This window comes from Reyranella sp. (assembly GCF_030651995.1).
Taxonomy (GTDB): Bacteria; Pseudomonadota; Alphaproteobacteria; order Reyranellales; family Reyranellaceae; genus Reyranella.
This window is the reverse complement of record NZ_JAUSBN010000022.1, coordinates 90,697-106,935: the sequence shown is the minus strand read 5'-3', so window position 1 is coordinate 106,935 and position 16,239 is coordinate 90,697. Positions and strand designations below refer to the sequence as shown.

Genomic DNA, 16,239 nt, shown 5'->3' with positions numbered 1-16,239 from the left:
TGGTAGTGCTTCCTGATGCGGCCATCCAGCATCGGCAGGCTGCGCCTTCAGGATTGATTGGCTCTTTCAATCCGTCGTCCGCCCCGCAGCCAGGAGTACCAAGATGACGAAACGGATCGGCATCCTCACCAGCGGCGGCGACTGCGCCGGCCTCAATGCCACCATCCGCGCGGTGGCGTTGCGCGCGCATCATGGTCATGGCTGGACGACGGTCGGCCTGCGCTACGGCACGCTGGGCCTGCTGGAGCGTCCCGTGGAGGCGGTGACACTCGACCCGGATCGCCTCAGCGCCGCCCTGGCGCGGCAGGGCGGCACGTTTCTCGGCAGCACCAATCGCGGCGACCCGTTCGCCTTCCCGATGCCTGACGGCAGCCGAAAGGATCGTTCCGGCGAAATGGTCGAGGGGCTGAAGCAGCTCGGCCTCGACGGCCTGATCGGCGTCGGCGGCGACGGCAGCCTCGCCATCCTGCGCAAGCTGCTGGGTCCGTCGGGCATTCCCTTCGTCGGTATTCCCAAGACCATCGACAACGATGTCGGCCGCACCGAGCGCGCCATCGGCTACTCGACCGCCGTCGCGATCGCCACCGAGGCGCTCGACCGGCTGCAGCCGACCGGCACCAGCCATGAGCGCACCATGGTGCTCGAAGTGATGGGCCGCGACGCCGGCCACATCGCCATCGCTGCCGGCATCGCCGGCGGTGCCGATGTCGTGCTGATTCCCGAGATCCGCTGGAAGCTGGAGCGCGTCGTCGAGCATATCGCGCAGCTGCGGGCGGTGGGCCGCACGTCGGCGCTGGTCGTGGTGGCGGAAGCCGCCGGCCAATCGGACGAGGCCGTGGATCCCGCCGCCGATGCGCCCGATCACGGCGTCGGCGACTGGCTGGCCAAGCGGCTGGCCAAGGCCACCGGCGCGGAAGCGCGCGCCACCGTGCTGGGGCATGTACAGCGCGGCGCCATGCCGACGGCGGAGGACCGGCTGCTCGCCTCGGCGCTGGGCGTGCGGGCGGTCGACCTGCTGGCGGAAGGAAAAGGCGACCACATGGTGGCCTGGTGGAACCGGCAGGTGATCGACGTACCGCTTGCCAAGGTGGTCGGCCGGTCACGCACCGTCGATCCCGACGGCACGCTCATCCGCACCGCCCGCGCGCTGGGGATTTGCCTGGGGGACGCTGCTTGATGTCTCCTCATGTTCCTCTCCACCGCTAGGGGGCGAGGAGCCTGAGACCTAAGCGAGATCGCTGCGCGACAGCCAGAAGACCTCGCCCTCGCTGAGCTCGGTGTCGAGCCAGATGAAGGGAAGCCGCGGATAGGCGGCTTCGAGCGGCGGGCGGCCGCGGCCGATCTCGCAGACCAGGCCGCCGCTCTTCGTCAGATGCTTCGGCGCTTCGGCGAGGATGCGATGGACCAGGTCCAGCCCGTCATCGCCGGCGGCCAGCGCCATGCGCGGTTCGTGCCGGAATTCGGGGGGCAGCCTGGCCATGCCGCCGGCATCGACATAGGGCGGGTTGCTGATGATCAGGTCGTAGCGCTGGCCCTGCAGCGGCTTGAAGAGATCGCCGCGATGGAGCGTGATGCGGTCGCCCAGGCGGTGCGTCGCCACGTTGCGCCGCGCCAGCGCCAGCGCGCCGGGCGAGAGGTCGACGGCATCGATCTTCGCTCTGGGGAAGGCGAGCGCCGCCAGGATGGCGAGACAGCCGGAGCCGCAGCAGAGATCGAGGATGCGGCGCGGCTTGGCGGTCGGCAGGGCACCCCCGGCCAGAAGATCGCCGATGAAGGAACGCGGGATCAGCGCCCGGCGGTCGATGTGGAACCGCACGCCGTGCATGTAGGCGGCTTCGAGCAGATAGGGTGCCGGCATGCGCAGCGCGATCCGCGCCTCGATCAAGGTCATGAGGCGCGCCTTCTCGGGCGCCGTCGGCACGAGGTCGAGCCACGGGTCGATGCGGGAAATCGGAAGACGCAACGCCTCGAGCACCATGAAGGCGGCCTCGTCGACGGCATTGGTCGTGCCGTGACCATAGGCCAGCCGCGCGGTGCGAAAACGCGCGACGGCGAAGTGGAAGAAATCACCCAGGGTGACGAGAGAGGATTTGGTCGCGCGTGCCATGCGGGCCTACATTACCGGATATGAATCGCCGCGCGCTCCTTTTCGCCGGACTCGCTGTCGCGGCGGCCGCCGGTGCTCCGGCACGCGCCGTCCCGGCCGAGATCAGGGTGATCCTGATCGGCGGCCCGGACTGTCCGCCCTGCGTGCGCTGGAAGCGCGAGTATCTCGAAGCCTGGATCGCCTCGCCCGAGTTTCGGCAGGTCATCTGGGAAGAGGTCGAGGCGGCGCGCTTTCGCGAGGCCTATCAGGAGCGATACTGGCCGGGCGACCTCGCGCCCATCCTCGCCCAGATCCCGCGCAAGAGCGGGGCGCCGCGCTTCCTGATCGTGCAGGCCGGCCGCCTCGTGTCGAACCATCTCGGCGTCAGCAAATGGGCCAGTACGCTCGACGACCTTCGCAAACTTCTGGGGTAGGCAACATGGCAGGCGCTCTCGACGGTCTGGTCGTCCTCGACCTCACGACCCATCTCTCCGGTCCCTTCTGCGGCATGCAACTCGCCGACATGGGGGCCGACGTCATCAAGATCGAGAGCCCGCAGGGCGATTCGATGCGCGGCGCGCCGCCCTTCATCGAGGGCGAGTCGGCGCCGTTCATGCTGTGGAACCGCAACAAGCGCGGCCTCAAACTCGACCTCAAGAACGAGGACGATCTCAAGGTCTTCTGGGAGCTGGTCGACGGTGCCGACGTGGTGCTGGAGAATTTCCGCCCCGGCGTGATGAAGCGGCTGGGACTCGGCTGGGACGCGCTGCACGCGCGCAACAAGCGGCTGGTGCTGGGCTCGATCTCGGGCTTCGGCCAGAGCGGCCCCTATGCCGGACGCGGCGGCTTCGACCTGATGATCCAGGCCATGTCGGGCCTGATGTCGGTCACCGGCCCGAAGGACGGCCCGCCGTACCGCATTCCGCTCGCCATCTCCGACGTCGGCGCCGGCCTCTACCTCACCATCGGTGTGCTGAGCGCGTTGCAGGCGCGGCACAAGACCGGCGAGGGCCAGTGGGTCGAGACCTCGCTGCTCGAGGCCACCGTGTCGCTGGGCGTCTACGAGGCGGCGAACTTTTTCGCCAACGGCATCCGGCCGGAGAAGCTCGGCCAGGCGCATCGCGGCTCCTCGCCCTACCAGGTGTTCCAGACGGCCGACGGCTGGCTGACCATCGGCGGCGCGCAGCAGAACTTCTTCCGCAGGCTCTGCGCCCTGATCGGCCGGCCGGAACTGCCGGAGGATCCGCGCTTCAAGGCCAACGCCGACCGGGTGAAGAACAACGAGCAGATCGTCGCCATCCTGCAGGCCGAGATCGCCAAGCGCACGACCGACGACTGGATGGCGACGCTGGAGAAAGAGGGCATCCCGGCCGGGCCGGTGCTGCATCACGACGAGGTCTTCGCCGATCCGCAGATCCTGGCGCGCGGCATGGTGGCCGAGGTCGAGCACGCCAAGGCCGGCAAGCAGAGGACGCTGGGCGTGCCGCTCAAGCTGTCGGCGACGCCGGGCGGCGTTCGTCGTCCCGCGCCGACGCTCGGCCAGCACGATGCGGAGATCCGGGGTGCCAAGCGCCGTTGAATGGCGGCCGAGCTTCGCTCGGCCGATCACCAGCGCGAGCGTTGATACTTGTCGGGGACGCCGTCGCCGTTGCGGTCGCGGTCGTAGCGGTCGGGGATGCCGTCCCGGTCGCTGTCCCTCGCACGACGATAGGACGGCCTCGGCGGGGCCACCGGCACCGGCACGTAGCGCGTCTGGGTGATCACCTGTGGCCGGGGCGGCGGCGGTGCGTAGTAGGTCGGCGCCGGCCGGTAGTAGCTCGGCTGGCTGACATAGTTGTTGGAGTAGCCGTAGTTCGAGCCATAGCCCGGGCTGTAGCCGTAAGTCGTCGGATAGCCCGACTGTTCGACGCACCCCGCCGTCACCACCACGAGGCCCGCGGCGGCGAGCCAACTGACGCAGCGCATTCTGTTCCCTCCAGGGGGAACGCCCGATGTCGAGCGGGACGCTCCCATGAACGGAGATTCGCGAGCGACAGTGGCGGCGCGGGGGCGCGAAGAAGCTTTGTTCGAGGCGGGCGGTGATCGATTGGTGACCGGACGCAGGGACGGCTCCCGGATTTCAACGGGAGCCGGTCGATCATGTTAGCGGTCGTCGAGCTAGCGCTGGAAGGCGTCCGGAATGCGGTCGCCATTGGCGTCGATGTCGTTGCGGTTGGGGACGCCATCGCGGTCATAGTCGCCGTTCGGCCCGCGCTGGGAGGTGGCGCGTGAATACGGGTTGCCGTTCGGGTTGTAGGAAGGGTTGTTGTTGTAGTAGGCGGCGTTGCTGTTGTAGCCGCTGTTGTACGGGTTGGTATTGGGGTTGTAGGCGTTGTTGTTGGCCGGCCGGGTATTGTAGCCGCTATTGTAGGCATACGGGTTGTTGGGTCCGGTCTGGGTGCAGGCCGCGGTCGCGGCCAGCAGGCCTGTCGCCATCAAGAACTTCAGCTTGTTCATCGCTACCTCCATTTGGAGCAAACCCCGTCTCGTGACGGGGACGCTCCCTCACAAACGGGGCATGACTTCCGAAGTGGCGGTGCGGTGCGAAAAGATGGTGTGGGGCAAAGACCGTCCACCCGGCAACCTCAACGGTTGCCGGGCGTTGGCGGCTCTTACTTCTAAAGCGCGCCCGGCGCCGGACCGCGCGCCACCTTCGCGTTGAGCTTGGGCGGATGGGTCACGATCGACTTCAGCGCCGGCACCGGCTTGCGCAGCTTGGCGATGTTGGGCAGCGGCCGGGCGAGCACCGGGTTGGTCTTGAAGGCCTGCTCCATGGCGTGGGCGGCGCCCAGCACCTCTCCGTCGCCGCGGAAGCGGCCGACCACCTGCAGGCCGAACGGCATCTTCTTGTCGTCGACGCCGCACGGCAGGGAGACGGCGGGGTTCGACGTCAGCGTGACGAAGTACTTGGTCGCCATCCAATGGTAGTAGGTGCCGAGCTTCTTGCCGTCCATCTCCTCGATGTAGAGCTGCTTCCAGGGGAAGGGCGAGAAGCCGACGGTCGGGCCGATGACCAGGTCGTACTCCTTGTAGATCTGCTGGAAGGCCCGGAAGATCCGCGTCTGCTCGCCATGGGCCCAGGCGAAGTCGGCCAGGCTGAGCTTCGCGCCGAGCTCGTAGTTGGCGATGATGTTCGGCCCGAGCATGCCGCGATTGTTGTTGTACGTTTCGTGGTAGCGCGACAGGAAGCTCACCGCGCGGATCACGTCGAAGCAGCGGTCGGCGTCGCCATAGTCGACATCCACCTTGTCGAGGCTGCGGAAGAACGGCTTCATCGCCTTGATCTTCTCGCGGAAGGTCTGGCGGATCGACTTCTCGACCGGCGCGCCGCCGAAATCCTCGGTGTAGGCGACCCGCAGGCTGCCGAGATCGACCGGCCAGGGTTCGGCATAGGCTTCCGGCTCGAGCGGGAAGGAGAGCGGATCGCTGTCGTGCTGGCCGACCTGCGTGGCGAACAGCAGGCAGACATCGGCGACGCTGCGGCCCATCGGGCCCAGCACCGAGATCGGCGTCCAGCCCATGGCGCGCCGCTCGACCGCGACCATGCCGGGCGACGGGCGGAAGCCCACGACGCCGCAGAAGGCGGCCGGGTTGCGCAGGCTGCCGCCGGTGTCCGAGCCGGTGCACACCGGCAGCATGTCGGTGGCGAGCGCGGCGGCCGAGCCGCCCGACGAGCCGCCGGCGTTGAGCATCGGGTTGAAGGGATTTCCGGTGGCGCCCCAGACCGGGTTGCGGCTGTTCGAGCCGGCGCCGAATTCCGGCACGTTGGTCTTGCCGACGACGATGGCGCCGGCAGCACGCACGCGGCCGACCATGACGTTGTCGTAGCCCGGCACATAATCACGATAGAGCGGCGAGCCGTAGGTGGTGAGAAGGTCCTTGGTCTCCTCGAGATCCTTGATGCCGGTCGGCAGGCCGTGCAGCAGCGGCAGGTCCTCGCCGCGGCGCACCGCGGCCTCGGCCGCCTTGGCTTCCTTGCGGGCGCGGTCGACGCACATCGCGGTCACGGCATTCACCGCGGGGTTCACCTCTTCGATGCGTTCGAGACAGGCGTCGAGCAGCTCGACCGGTGAGATTTCCTTGGTGCCGATGCGGCGGCGCAGCTCGACCGACGACAGGGAGACGAGTTCTTCTTTCGACATTTCTTCCTCTTGTTGAAATCGATTACGGCCGGTGCAGCTGGACGGGTTCACGTGTCACGGTGCGGCGACCGCGCTTGTAGGCGGCCAGGACCGGCGCGATGGTCCTGAGGGCCATGACGGCATCGGGGGCATCGAGGACGACGAGATCGGCCGGACCGCCGACGGCGATGCCGTAGTCTTCCTTGCGCATCAGCTTGGCGGCCGACTTGGTCGTCATGTCCCACAGCGCCTTCACCTCGTCGTCGTTGGCGCGCTGGGTGACGATGGCGTGCATGTTCACCTGGCGCAGCAGCTGGCCGTCGCCGAACGGCGTGAACGGATTGAGGATGTTGTTGGAGGCGACCGAGCAGGTGACGCCGCGCTCGGTCAGGAAGTTCAGGTCGAGGACGTTGCGCGGCACATTGTGGTCGGTGTGGCGGCCGCCGAGATAGAGGTCGGTCGCGGTCAGCACGGTTGCGGCGACGCCGGTGTCGGCCATGCGCCGGGCGACCGTGTCGAGGTCCTTGAACGGCATCGTCGAGAGCTTGCCGACATGGCCGACGGCGACCCGGCCACCCCACTTGTATTTCTCGGCGAGATCGCAGACCAGGAGCGTGTCGAGATGGTCGGCCGTGGGGCCGCTGTCGACATGCATGTCGATATCGGCATCGAACTCGCGCGCCATCTCGAAGACGCGATGGATCTGGGCCGCGCTGTCGCTGTCGTAGCTGGGGGCGGCTCCGACGACCCTCGCGCCATTCTTCAGCGCCTCGACCATCAGCTCGTCGGTGCCGGGATTGTTGGTGAGGCCCTCCTGCGGCATGACGCAGATCTCGATGTCGATCGCCCACTTGTACTTGTCGACCAGTGCCTTCACGCCCTCGAATCCGCGCATCCCGATCTTGGGATCGACTTCGCAATGGGGGCGCATGCGGGTGGCGCCGTGGCTGATGCATTTTTCGATGGTGGCCGAGGCGCGCTCGATCACGTCCTCGACCGTCATCGTGTGCTTGACCGCCGAAACGCGCTCCATGGCGAGATGCGGCATGCGCTTGGTATTGTGCTCGCAGCGGCCGAGGATGCACGCCTTGTCGAGATGGATGTGGGTATCGACGAAGCCCGAGCAGACCAGGCGACCGTGGCCCCTGTACTCTTCCCGTGCGCTGCCGCCCAGCTTCGGCGCGATGGCGGCGATGCGGCCCTGGACGACGCCGATGTCGGTGGTCGGTTGATCGGGCGTGCTGTCGGCGAGCCGCACATCGCGCAGGACAAGGTCGAAATCCATCATCACTCCAGTCGCCGGCGGCGGCCGGCACGCATGTTGCATCATGCCGTCGTCCATTGACAGCCCGACGGCCCCGGAGGCTCAGCAAGAACCATGCTTTCCCGACGTCATCTCCTGGTTGCAGGTACCGCCGCCGTCGCTTCCCCGAGCATTGCCGCCGGGCAGACCGCGACTCCCGCGCCTTGGCCGACCAAGCCGATCCGCTGGATCGTCAACTTCCCGCCCGCGGGCGCGGCCGACATCATGTCGCGGGCGCTGGCGGAGTATTTCGGCACGAAGCTCGGCCAGCCCATCGTCGTCGAGAACAAGCCCGGCGCTGGCGGCATGCTGGGGGCCGACATCGTGGCCAAGGCACGCGGCGACGCCCATATCGTCATGATCTCGAGCGCGGCCTCGCACGGGATCGGGCCCGTCCTCTACAAGGATGTTCCCTACGACCCGCTGGCCGACTTCACGCACATCCACCTGGTCGGCACCTTCCCGAGCGTGCTGGCGGTGAATGGCACGTCGCCGGTCGGCTCGGTGCAGGAACTGATCGAGAGGGCGCGGGCCAAGCCGGGCGAGGTGACCTACGGATCCGGCGGCAACGGCACCATGAACCATCTCGTGGGCCAGTTGCTCGCGCTCGCGGCCAAGGTGCAGCTCACGCACATTCCCTATCGCGGCTCGGCGCCGGCGATGAACGACCTGCTGGGCGGCCAGATCACCGCACTGATGGAAAGCCTGCCGACGGCGAGCGGCTACTTCGCGTCCAAACGCATGAAGCCGCTGGCGGTGAGCGAGGAAAATCGCGCGCCAACGTTGCCGGATGTGCCGACCTTTCGCGAGGCGGGATTCCCGGAGGTCGTGGCAACCAACTGGTTCGGCTTCTCGGCGCCGGCGGGATTGCCGCCCGAGATCGTCAAGCGTTGGGAAACGGAAATCGCCGCAGCCCTGCAAAGCGCCCAGATAAAGGAGCGTTTCGACAAGCTCGGCATCCGGCCCGGCACGCTCGACGGGGCGGGCTACACCGCACTCATCCGAGCCGAGCTGCCGCGCTGGCGCGAAGTGATCAAGGCGGGAAATATCCGCGCAGACTGATTGCCTCATGCGCCGCTTCCGGCACAATGCGCGCCGGAGGAAATCAAGATGGTGCATCCGCTTCGCGACAAGGCGGCGGTGAGCGGCATTGGCGAGACCGCGTATACGCGCGGCACGACCAAGAGCGGGCTCGCGCTGCAGCTCGAGGCCAGTCTCAAGGCGCTCGACGATGCCGGGATCGACCCGAGCGACGTCGACGGCGTGATTCCGTACTTTCCGGGCGGCGCGATCGCCGAGGACTTCATCGCCAATCTAGGCCTGAAGGATCTCACGCTCTCGGCCTTCATCCCGATGGGCGGTGCCACCTGTGTCGCTGCCATCCAGATGGCGGCGATGGCGGTGACGACCGGCGTCTGCAAGCACGTGCTGATCTCGGTCGGGCGCACCGGTTACTCCGGTTCGCGCGTCTCGACGCGCCTGCAGCAGTTCCCGGTGTTCGCGCAGGCGGCCGAGTTCGAACTGCCGATCGGCATGTTCGCGCCCGCCCAGCTCTACGCCCAGGGCGCACGCCGCCACATGGAGCTCTACGGCACGACGGCGCGGCAGTTCGCCGAAGTGGCCGTCGTCACGCGCCAGCATGCGATCCTCAACGGCAACGTCGTGATGAACAAGCCGCTCACGGTCGAGGACCACCACGCCTCGCGCATGATCTCCGATCCGTTCCGCCTGTTCGACTGCAGCCTGGAGAGCGACGGCGGCGCGGCCGTGATCGTGAGCGCCGCCGATCGCGCGAAGGACCTCAGGAAGCCGCTGGTCACCATCGCCGGCGTGGCCGAGGGCCATCCCGAGTCGCCCGCGTCGATCGCGCAGCGGCCGGACATACTGGAGTTCGGCCTGGTGAAATCGGCGCCGCGCGCCTACGCGATGGCGGGGGTGGGCCCCAAGGACATCGACGTGGCCGAGATCTACGACTGCTTCACCTTCACGGTGATCCGCCAGCTCGAGATCCTGGGCTTCTGCAAGGCCGGCGAGGGCGGGCCGTTCGTGATGGACGGCCGCATCGCGCTGGGCGGCGAGCTGCCGATCAACACCCATGGCGGGCTGCTGAGCCAGGGCCACGTCGTGGGCCTCAACCATGTGATCGAACTGACGCGCCAGTTGCGCGGTGAGGCCGGCCGGGCCCAGGTGAAGGATGCCGAGACCGGCCTCGTCACCGGCTATGGCGACATGGGCGACGGGTCGATCGCGATCCTGCGGAGGGCGGCATGAGCCAGGCCCCCACACCGGTCGCGCCGGCGCCCGCCCCTGAGCGCCCGCTGCCGACGCCGACCCGTGAGAGCCAGCCCTATTGGGACGGCATGCGCGAGGGTCGCTTCCTGCTGCAGTACTGCTCGTCCTGCGGCAAGGTCCGGCACTATCCGCGGCCGGTCTGCCCGCACTGCTTCTCGATGGAAAGCGAGTTCAAGGAAGCGCCGCTGGGCGGCAGCCTCCATGCCTGGACGGTGTGCCACCATCCGTTCAACTTCTTCTTCAAGGCATCGGCGCCCTACATCGTGGCGCTGGTCGACATGGATGCCGGCGTGCGCGTGAACGCACAACTGCACGGCATTCCGGAGTCCGAACTGAAGATCGGCCGGCGCGTAAAGCTCGGCTTCGAGCCGGTCAACAAAGAGGTGACGTTGCCCGTCTTCGTCGCCGACTAGAGAAATCCTGGGAGGAAAAATCATGAAGCGTTCTGTATTCGTGGCGTCGGCGCTCGCCGCGCTGCTGCTGCCGTTTGCCGCCTCGGCGCAGACCGATTGGCCGCAGAAGCCGGTCTCGCTGGTCGTCCCCTATCCGCCGGGCGGCGTGAACGACGCCGTGGCCCGCGTCTATGCCGAGAAGCTCTCGGCGGAGCTCGGCAAGCCGTTCATCGTCGACAACCGCGCCGGCGCGGCCACCACCGTGGCCTCCAACTTCGTCGCCAAGGCCGCCCCCGACGGCTACACGATCTATGCCGCCGGCACGTCGCTGATCATCAACCCGACGCTCACGGGCCAGGTCCAGTACGACCCCAACAAGAGCTTCGAGCTCGTGTCGCTGATGTCGTTCACGCCCTTCATCCTGCACGTGAATTCGGAGTTCCCGGCCAAGAACATGGCCGAGCTGATCGCCTATGTGAAAGCCAACCCCGGCAAGTTCAACATCGCGAGCTCGGGCATCGGCGCCACCAACCATCTCGCCGCCGAACTGCTGAAGGCGCAGGCCGGCCTCAACATCACGCACGTTCCCTACAAGGGCGGCGCGCAGGCGGGGCAGGACGTGGCCTCGGGCCAGGCCCAGATGATGTTCTCGGCCGCCCTCGAGGCGAAGCCGGTGCTGGCGACGGGCCGCACCCGGGCCATCGCCATCTCGAGCCTCAAGCGTTCGCCCGCCTTCCCCGACATCCCGACCGTGGTCGAGGCGGCGGGCCTGCCCGACTTCGAGGCGGTGTTCTGGCAGGGCATGGTGGTGCCGGCCGGCACGCCCAAGGCGATCGTCGACAAGCTGCAGAAGGCGATCGCCAAGATCGCTGCCGAGCCCGAGATGATCGAGCGCTTCAAGCCGCAGGGTGTGGAGATCCGCGCCTCGACACCGGCCGAGTTCAAGACCTTCCTCGACAAGGAGGAGAAGCGCTGGACGAAGCTGATCAAGGACCAGAACATCAAGCCGGAGTAAGCGTCCGGCCGTACATAAAGTCCTCACCCTGAGGAGCCTCGCGAAGCGAGGCGTCTCGAAGGGTGGGCAACACCGAGACCGTAGCCGACCCTTCGAGACGCGCCCTGCGGGCGCTCCTCAGGGTGAGGTTGGTGACTTGGTCGAGCGCTTTCTAAAGCGCTTTTCGAAGCGTGAGATTGAAGCGGCGGCGTCCGGTCAGCGGATGCTCGCCGCTTTTCAATGTCAGGATGCCGTGATGGAACAGGCGGGACGGGCCGCCCCAGACGACCACGTCGCCATGCTCCAGCGTGACCTTCCGGACGGGATCGGCGCGCTTCGGGCCTCCGAACTGGAAGGTGGCGGGCAGGCCGAGCGACACCGAGACGATGGGATGGCGGTAGTGGGCTTCATCCTTGTCCTGGTGCAGCGACAGTTTCGCGCCGGGCTCGTAGCGGTTGATCAGGCAGGCGTCGGGTACGAACGTCACGAACCCCGCCGCAGTCGCGGCTTCGTCGGCCAGTGCGAGAAACCCGGCTGGCATCGCGGGCCACGGGGCGCCGCTTTGCGGATCGCGCGCCTGATAGCGGTAGCCCGACCGATCCGTGACCCAGCCGGCCGCGCCGCAATTGGTCATCGCCACCGACATCTCGAAGCCCCCGGGCGTCATCATGTGTCGAAACGGCGCCTGGGCCGCGATCGCCTCGATCGCCGCCAGCAGCGCGAGATCACGGTTTCTTGCGAAACCGCGCAACACCGTGGCGCCGGGCGCCAGCGCCTCCTTTCCGCCATCTGCATCGAACAGGCTTTGCTGCATCATTCCGATATAGGGCATCTTCTGCCGGAAGCATCAGGAGTAGCGTGATGAAGAACTGGATCACTGCCGCCGCTGTGATCGTCGCCGGGACGGCGACCGCGGCCGGCCCCGCCGCCGCGCAATCGGGAGAGGCCGCGAAGGGACAGCGTGTCTTCAACACCCAGTGCAAGTCCTGCCACACGCTGGAAAAGGACGGCGCGCAGGTGACCGGTCCGAATCTGCACGGGGTGTTCGGGCGCAAGGCCGGCACCAGCGCGGGCTATGCCTATTCCGATGCGATGAAGAATTCGGGCATCGTCTGGGACGACACGACGCTCGCTGAGTACAACCGCGATCCCAAGGGCAAGGTGCCCGGCACCAAGATGCTCTACAACGGCGTGAAGAACGCCGGCCAGCTCGCCGACCTGGTCGCCTATCTCAAGGAAGCGACGAAGTAGTCAGGCCTCACGGCGTAAAACTGTCGCGCGCCCGCACATAGGCGAAGGAGCCCAGCACGAGCCCGACGGCGAGCATGCCGAAGACCCAGCGATAGGCCGTGTCGCCGGCGCCGAAGGCCTCGACGACGTAGCCTGCGCCGGCCGGCAGCACGGCGAGCCCGAGGCATTGCGCCATGTTCACGGTGGTGACGCCGCGCCCCGCCAGCCGGTCGGGAAAGAGCGCGCGGCCCTGTGCCACGATCACCGTGCCGTAGGCGCAGAAGAAGCAGAAGGCGATCAGCAGCGAAACCGCGAGCCAGAGCGGCGGATGGGACAGCGCCGCCAGGGTCGCCAGCAGCACCATCGAAATCGCTGCCCCCCCGAACACCACCCGCTTGCGCGAGCGCAGGACGCGGTCCATCGGCCCGTAGGCCAGGATGCCCAGGATCTGCGCCACGCCCATGGCCAGCAGCACGTTGCCGCGCGCGACGCCATCGAGCTTGTGCACATCGTAGAGATAGGGCCCGCCCCACACGCCCAGCACCGTCAGCATCGTTGCGTAGGCGAAGAAGTGCATCGAGAGCACCGGGCCGAGGCCGGGCGTCCGCCAGACTTCCCATAGGCCGCGCAGGATCTTGCCTGGTGATTCCCGCGTGGGCTCGGGCCCGCGATATTCCGGCGGCCGGTCGCGCACGAAGACCAGGAAGCCGACGGCCACAAGCAGCGTGATGGCCGCAAGGCCCAGGAAGCCGCTGCGCCAGCCGACCGTGGCCGCGATCCAGGCGAGCGGCGTGGCGGCCGCCAGGGTGCCGATATTCGACGCCGCGAACACCCAGGAGAGCCGTGTGGAGAGCTTCGCCGGCTCGAACCATCGCGAGCACAGGAACACCACGGACATGAACGAGGCGGCGCAGCCCACGCCGACGATGGTGCGTCCGGCGATCAGGTCGGCCGCGTCGCTCGCGTTCGCGATCCACAGCGAGCCCAGCATGGCGAGCAGCGATAACGCCGCCACCGTCCGGCGCGCGCCGAACCGGTCGAACCACATGCCGACGGGGATCTGGACCGCGAACAGGGCGAAGAAGAAGGCGCTGCCCGCCCAGCCGAGCTGGCGCGCGCTGAGATCGAGGTCGCGCACGAGCTCGGGCGCGATCACGCTGTTCGACACGCGATAGAACTGGCTGAGGCAGGTGACGGCGATCAGCAGGGTGAGGAGGGGCAGTCTCGACGCCATGGGCCGGCTTGCTACCACGGATACGGCGAACATTCCTTCGGCGGGGGCCGAAGGATCACGTTTGCGGCAGATCGGCGGCCAAAGAACCCGTCGTCCTGAGCGGAGCCGCCCGAAGGGCGGCGCAGTCGAAGGACCTCTTTTCCGACCCACAGTGTGTCGAAACGAAAAGAGGTCCTTCGACTACGCTGCGCTCCGCTCAGGACGACGGAGATTGGACTGACAAGCCATCGTCATCGATACGGTAAACAGCAGGAAGATGGGTGCTCGTCGGAACTGCCAGCCAGATCGTTGATGGTCTTACTTGATCGTTGAGGCCGCCTTGGCTTGGCGGCAGGTGAGCGCCAGCGCGGCGCCGAGGTCGCCGAGCAGCTTGCCCGTCATCTCGTCGGTCAGCTTGCCGTCGGCGAACTTGTTCTGCGCCTGGGCGATCATGACCTCGGGCTTGTTGAGCGGCCGGCCATCGAGGAACACCAGCGTCTGGCGGAGCTGGTACTGCGCCCGCGCCGTACCGAGGACGCCCATCGAGGCGCCGAACAGGGCGACCGGCTTGGCGGCGAAGGGCTGCGGGCTCATGCGCGACAGCCAGTCGATGGCGTTCTTCAGTACGCCCGAGATGCCGTAGTTGTATTCCGGGCTGACGAGGACGATGCCGTCGGCCTCCAGCATGGCCTTCTGCGCGGCCTGCACCTTGTCGGGGAAGCCCTTGGCCTGGAGGTCGGCGTCGTAGAGCGGCCAGTCGCCGATCTCGATCGTGTCGCACGCCGCGCCGGCCGGGAGTCGCTCGATGAAGGCCTGCAACGACAGACGGTTGAATGACGCCTTGCGCAGGCTGCCGCAGAAGGCGACGAGTTTCAGGCTCTCGGACATGCGAAGGGTTCCTTTGTCAGCGGGTGCGTGGGCGGCTACATAGGTGGCCCTTGGAAAGCTGGCAAACCTGGGAGCAGGGCGAAAGATGATGCGATCCGTATTCGTGGCTGCCGGTATTGCCGCCGCCGCATGGAGCCTTTCGCTGCCGGCTTCCGCGCAGGACCAGCCGCCCGACAAGTGGGTCATGTACTGCTCGTCCGAGGGCGGCAAGGATTGCGGCGCGCAGGCGACGATCGACGGCAACAGCCTGCTCGGCCAGTTCCTCGTGATGCGCTACTCGGCGGCCTACAAGAAGATTTCCGTGGTCGGCGACGGGCAGGGTGTGCGGGCCAGCATCCAGGTCGATTCCAACCCCTTCATCTCGACCAGCATCTGCGGGCAGGGCATCTGCCAGTTTGACGAAGCCAAGTCCGCCGAGCTGCTGCAGCAGCTGCGCACGGGCTCGCAGATCCAGGTCCAGCTCCAGTTGCAGGGCACGATGGCAGGTCCCTTCACGCAATCGCTCAAGGGCTTCGACCGCGAGCTGCAGAGGGCGATCCAGGCGCAGCGCGGCGGCTGATCGACGAAGCGCGTCGCCTACTCGAGGCGGCGCGAGAAGAGCCAGGTCGCAAAGCCCAGCGTGACGCAGCCGATCAGCGCCATCGGCCAGAGTTGGGGCCAGGCAAGCGCCCACGAGATATCCTGCAGGAAGATCCCGCGGCTCAGGGTCACCATGTAGCGGATCGGGTTGAGGTGGGTGAGGGCCTGCGCCCAGTCGGGCATGTTGGCGATCGGGGTCGTGAAGCCGGACAGCACCGCGGCCGGCGACAGGAAGAGGAAGACACTCAGGATCGCCTGCTGCTGGGTCTTGGCGACCGATGAGATGACCAGGCCGATGCCCACCGCCGACAGCACGAAGACCGCGATCGCGACGTTGAACAGCACGACGCTGCCGACGAACGGCACGCCATAGGCGAAGCAGGCCAGCGCGGCGATCAGGTTCGCCTCGACGAAGCCGATGCAGAGTGCCGGGACGGTCTTGCCCACCAGGATTTCCATGGGGCGCAACGGCGTGACGAGAAGCTGCTCGAACGTGCCGAGCTCGCGTTCTCGGGCGACCGAGAGGGCGGTGATCAGCAGGATCGCCACGATGGTGAGCAGCACCGTCAGGCCCGGCAGGATGAACCAGCGGCTGTCGAAGTTGGGATTGAACCAGGCGCGCGGGTGGATGTTCAGCTCGGCGGCGGCCTGACCCGCCCGGGCGAGGTTGTAGCTTTCGACGATGCCCAGCGCATAGCTCTGCAGGATGAGGGCGGCGTTGGACTTGCGGCCGTCGAGCAGCAGCTGGACGCGGGCCGGCCGCCCGGCGGCGACGTCGGCCGAGAAGGTCTGGCCGACATGCAGCACCGCCTTCACCTTTTGCGTGTCGAGGGCCTCCTGGACGGAATGTGGATTGTCGAAGCGCGCGACGACGTGGAAGGCAGGCGATGCCTCGAAGCGGCTGACCAGTTCCTGTGCCGGGCCTGCCCGGTCCTCGATCCAGAGGCCGAGGGAGGCATCGGTTACCTCGAACGTCGCGGCGCTGGCGAACAGCACGAGCTGCACCAGCGGCGGGACCACGAGAACCATGCGGCTCTTGCGGTCCTTCCACAGCATCTTGAATTCCTTGAGGATCAACGAGGCGATGCGGCGCCACATGGTC

Annotated in this window: 18 protein-coding genes; 9 read left to right on the top strand and 9 right to left on the bottom strand. The window is 67.3% G+C overall.

What is annotated here, in order from left to right; all coding sequences use genetic code 11:
* The first annotated feature begins 103 nt into the window (after window positions 1-103).
* Complete coding sequence (locus tag Q7V45_RS05845; RefSeq protein WP_304848464.1) at window positions 104-1,177, top strand: ATP-dependent 6-phosphofructokinase; 1,074 nt, start codon at window positions 104-106, stop codon at window positions 1,175-1,177.
* 48 nt (window positions 1,178-1,225) lie between these two features.
* Here Q7V45_RS05845 and prmB read toward each other — a convergent pair whose 3' ends face one another.
* Window positions 1,226-2,107, bottom strand: coding sequence for a 50S ribosomal protein L3 N(5)-glutamine methyltransferase (prmB, locus tag Q7V45_RS05840; RefSeq protein ID WP_304848461.1), 882 nt, complete (start codon window positions 2,105-2,107; stop codon window positions 1,226-1,228).
* 20 nt (window positions 2,108-2,127) lie between these two features.
* Here prmB and Q7V45_RS05835 point away from each other — a divergent pair, with 20 nt between their 5' ends.
* Both Q7V45_RS05835 and Q7V45_RS05830 read left to right on the top strand, forming a co-directional pair.
* Window positions 2,128-2,520 (top strand): hypothetical protein, encoded by a 393-nt coding sequence (locus tag Q7V45_RS05835; RefSeq protein ID WP_304848458.1) that lies wholly within the window; start codon window positions 2,128-2,130, stop codon window positions 2,518-2,520.
* 5 nt (window positions 2,521-2,525) lie between these two features.
* Window positions 2,526-3,665: a CaiB/BaiF CoA-transferase family protein gene (locus Q7V45_RS05830; RefSeq protein WP_304848455.1), complete on the top strand. Its 1,140-nt coding sequence runs from the start codon at window positions 2,526-2,528 to the stop codon at window positions 3,663-3,665.
* Between the two features lie 26 nt (window positions 3,666-3,691).
* On the opposite strand, the gene Q7V45_RS05825 is transcribed toward Q7V45_RS05830, so the two are convergent.
* From Q7V45_RS05825 to Q7V45_RS05810, 4 genes are all read right to left on the bottom strand, one after another.
* Entirely contained in the window at window positions 3,692-4,051 is a 360-nt protein-coding gene (locus tag Q7V45_RS05825) for a thrombospondin type 3 repeat-containing protein (protein WP_304848452.1), read from the bottom strand.
* A gap of 192 nt (window positions 4,052-4,243) precedes the next feature.
* A complete protein-coding gene (locus Q7V45_RS05820) occupies window positions 4,244-4,582 on the bottom strand; it encodes a hypothetical protein (protein ID WP_304848448.1) in 339 nt (112 codons plus the stop codon).
* Window positions 4,583-4,743: 161 nt separating this feature from the next.
* On the bottom strand, window positions 4,744-6,267 hold the full coding sequence (locus Q7V45_RS05815; RefSeq protein WP_304848445.1) for an amidase: 1,524 nt from the start codon (window positions 6,265-6,267) through the stop codon (window positions 4,744-4,746).
* Window positions 6,268-6,289: 22 nt separating this feature from the next.
* A complete protein-coding gene (locus Q7V45_RS05810; RefSeq protein ID WP_304848442.1) occupies window positions 6,290-7,531 on the bottom strand; it encodes an amidohydrolase family protein in 1,242 nt (413 codons plus the stop codon).
* A gap of 93 nt (window positions 7,532-7,624) precedes the next feature.
* Between Q7V45_RS05810 and Q7V45_RS05805 the strand changes: the two genes are divergently transcribed.
* The 4 genes from Q7V45_RS05805 to Q7V45_RS05790 are packed head-to-tail and all read left to right on the top strand — an operon-like array spanning window position 7,625 to window position 11,248.
* Window positions 7,625-8,611, top strand: coding sequence for a tripartite tricarboxylate transporter substrate binding protein (locus Q7V45_RS05805; protein ID WP_304848439.1), 987 nt, complete (start codon window positions 7,625-7,627; stop codon window positions 8,609-8,611).
* A gap of 48 nt (window positions 8,612-8,659) precedes the next feature.
* A complete protein-coding gene (locus tag Q7V45_RS05800; RefSeq protein WP_304848436.1) occupies window positions 8,660-9,820 on the top strand; it encodes a transporter in 1,161 nt (386 codons plus the stop codon).
* Window positions 9,817-10,254 carry a Zn-ribbon domain-containing OB-fold protein gene (locus Q7V45_RS05795; protein WP_304848434.1) on the top strand — a complete coding sequence of 146 codons (438 nt, stop codon included), beginning with the start codon at window positions 9,817-9,819 and terminating at the stop codon, window positions 10,252-10,254. The genes Q7V45_RS05800 and Q7V45_RS05795 overlap by 4 nt, the downstream gene beginning before the upstream one ends.
* Window positions 10,255-10,276: 22 nt before the next feature.
* Window positions 10,277-11,248 (top strand): tripartite tricarboxylate transporter substrate binding protein, encoded by a 972-nt coding sequence (locus Q7V45_RS05790; protein WP_304848431.1) that lies wholly within the window; start codon window positions 10,277-10,279, stop codon window positions 11,246-11,248.
* 151 nt (window positions 11,249-11,399) lie between these two features.
* Here the strand turns inward: Q7V45_RS05790 and alkB are convergent, their stop codons facing one another.
* Window positions 11,400-12,041: a DNA oxidative demethylase AlkB gene (alkB, locus tag Q7V45_RS05785; RefSeq protein WP_304848517.1), complete on the bottom strand. Its 642-nt coding sequence runs from the start codon at window positions 12,039-12,041 to the stop codon at window positions 11,400-11,402.
* 47 nt (window positions 12,042-12,088) lie between these two features.
* Between alkB and Q7V45_RS05780 the strand changes: the two genes are divergently transcribed.
* A complete protein-coding gene (locus tag Q7V45_RS05780) occupies window positions 12,089-12,478 on the top strand; it encodes a cytochrome c family protein (protein WP_304848428.1) in 390 nt (129 codons plus the stop codon).
* 7 nt (window positions 12,479-12,485) lie between these two features.
* Here the strand turns inward: Q7V45_RS05780 and Q7V45_RS05775 are convergent, their stop codons facing one another.
* On the bottom strand, window positions 12,486-13,691 hold the full coding sequence (locus Q7V45_RS05775) for an MFS transporter (RefSeq protein ID WP_304848425.1): 1,206 nt from the start codon (window positions 13,689-13,691) through the stop codon (window positions 12,486-12,488).
* A 297-nt stretch (window positions 13,692-13,988) separates the two neighbouring features.
* Window positions 13,989-14,558: an NADPH-dependent FMN reductase gene (locus Q7V45_RS05770; RefSeq protein WP_304848422.1), complete on the bottom strand. Its 570-nt coding sequence runs from the start codon at window positions 14,556-14,558 to the stop codon at window positions 13,989-13,991.
* Between the two features lie 85 nt (window positions 14,559-14,643).
* On the opposite strand from Q7V45_RS05770, the gene Q7V45_RS05765 reads away from it, so the two are divergent.
* Window positions 14,644-15,117, top strand: coding sequence for a hypothetical protein (locus Q7V45_RS05765; protein ID WP_304848419.1), 474 nt, complete (start codon window positions 14,644-14,646; stop codon window positions 15,115-15,117).
* A gap of 17 nt (window positions 15,118-15,134) precedes the next feature.
* Here the strand turns inward: Q7V45_RS05765 and Q7V45_RS05760 are convergent, their stop codons facing one another.
* Window positions 15,135-16,235 (bottom strand): ABC transporter permease, encoded by a 1,101-nt coding sequence (locus Q7V45_RS05760; RefSeq protein ID WP_304848416.1) that lies wholly within the window; start codon window positions 16,233-16,235, stop codon window positions 15,135-15,137.
* Window positions 16,236-16,239 lie beyond the last annotated feature (4 nt).

Excerpts from the sequence above, each read along its gene's own strand:
- Q7V45_RS05845 (WP_304848464.1), top strand. The coding sequence starts at position 104 with ATGACGAAACGGATCGGCATCCTCACCAGCGGCGGCGACTGCGCCGGC.
- prmB (WP_304848461.1), bottom strand. The coding sequence starts at position 2,107 with ATGGCACGCGCGACCAAATCCTCTCTCGTCACCCTGGGTGATTTCTTC.
- Q7V45_RS05835 (WP_304848458.1), top strand. The coding sequence starts at position 2,128 with ATGAATCGCCGCGCGCTCCTTTTCGCCGGACTCGCTGTCGCGGCGGCC.
- Q7V45_RS05830 (WP_304848455.1), top strand. The coding sequence starts at position 2,526 with ATGGCAGGCGCTCTCGACGGTCTGGTCGTCCTCGACCTCACGACCCAT.
- Q7V45_RS05825 (WP_304848452.1), bottom strand. The coding sequence starts at position 4,051 with ATGCGCTGCGTCAGTTGGCTCGCCGCCGCGGGCCTCGTGGTGGTGACG.
- Q7V45_RS05820 (WP_304848448.1), bottom strand. The coding sequence starts at position 4,582 with ATGAACAAGCTGAAGTTCTTGATGGCGACAGGCCTGCTGGCCGCGACC.
- Q7V45_RS05815 (WP_304848445.1), bottom strand. The coding sequence starts at position 6,267 with ATGTCGAAAGAAGAACTCGTCTCCCTGTCGTCGGTCGAGCTGCGCCGC.
- Q7V45_RS05810 (WP_304848442.1), bottom strand. The coding sequence starts at position 7,531 with ATGGATTTCGACCTTGTCCTGCGCGATGTGCGGCTCGCCGACAGCACG.
- Q7V45_RS05805 (WP_304848439.1), top strand. The coding sequence starts at position 7,625 with ATGCTTTCCCGACGTCATCTCCTGGTTGCAGGTACCGCCGCCGTCGCT.
- Q7V45_RS05800 (WP_304848436.1), top strand. The coding sequence starts at position 8,660 with ATGGTGCATCCGCTTCGCGACAAGGCGGCGGTGAGCGGCATTGGCGAG.
- Q7V45_RS05795 (WP_304848434.1), top strand. The coding sequence starts at position 9,817 with ATGAGCCAGGCCCCCACACCGGTCGCGCCGGCGCCCGCCCCTGAGCGC.
- Q7V45_RS05790 (WP_304848431.1), top strand. The coding sequence starts at position 10,277 with ATGAAGCGTTCTGTATTCGTGGCGTCGGCGCTCGCCGCGCTGCTGCTG.
- alkB (WP_304848517.1), bottom strand. The coding sequence starts at position 12,041 with ATGCAGCAAAGCCTGTTCGATGCAGATGGCGGAAAGGAGGCGCTGGCG.
- Q7V45_RS05780 (WP_304848428.1), top strand. The coding sequence starts at position 12,089 with ATGAAGAACTGGATCACTGCCGCCGCTGTGATCGTCGCCGGGACGGCG.
- Q7V45_RS05775 (WP_304848425.1), bottom strand. The coding sequence starts at position 13,691 with ATGGCGTCGAGACTGCCCCTCCTCACCCTGCTGATCGCCGTCACCTGC.
- Q7V45_RS05770 (WP_304848422.1), bottom strand. The coding sequence starts at position 14,558 with ATGTCCGAGAGCCTGAAACTCGTCGCCTTCTGCGGCAGCCTGCGCAAG.
- Q7V45_RS05765 (WP_304848419.1), top strand. The coding sequence starts at position 14,644 with ATGATGCGATCCGTATTCGTGGCTGCCGGTATTGCCGCCGCCGCATGG.
- Q7V45_RS05760 (WP_304848416.1), bottom strand. The coding sequence starts at position 16,235 with ATGTGGCGCCGCATCGCCTCGTTGATCCTCAAGGAATTCAAGATGCTG.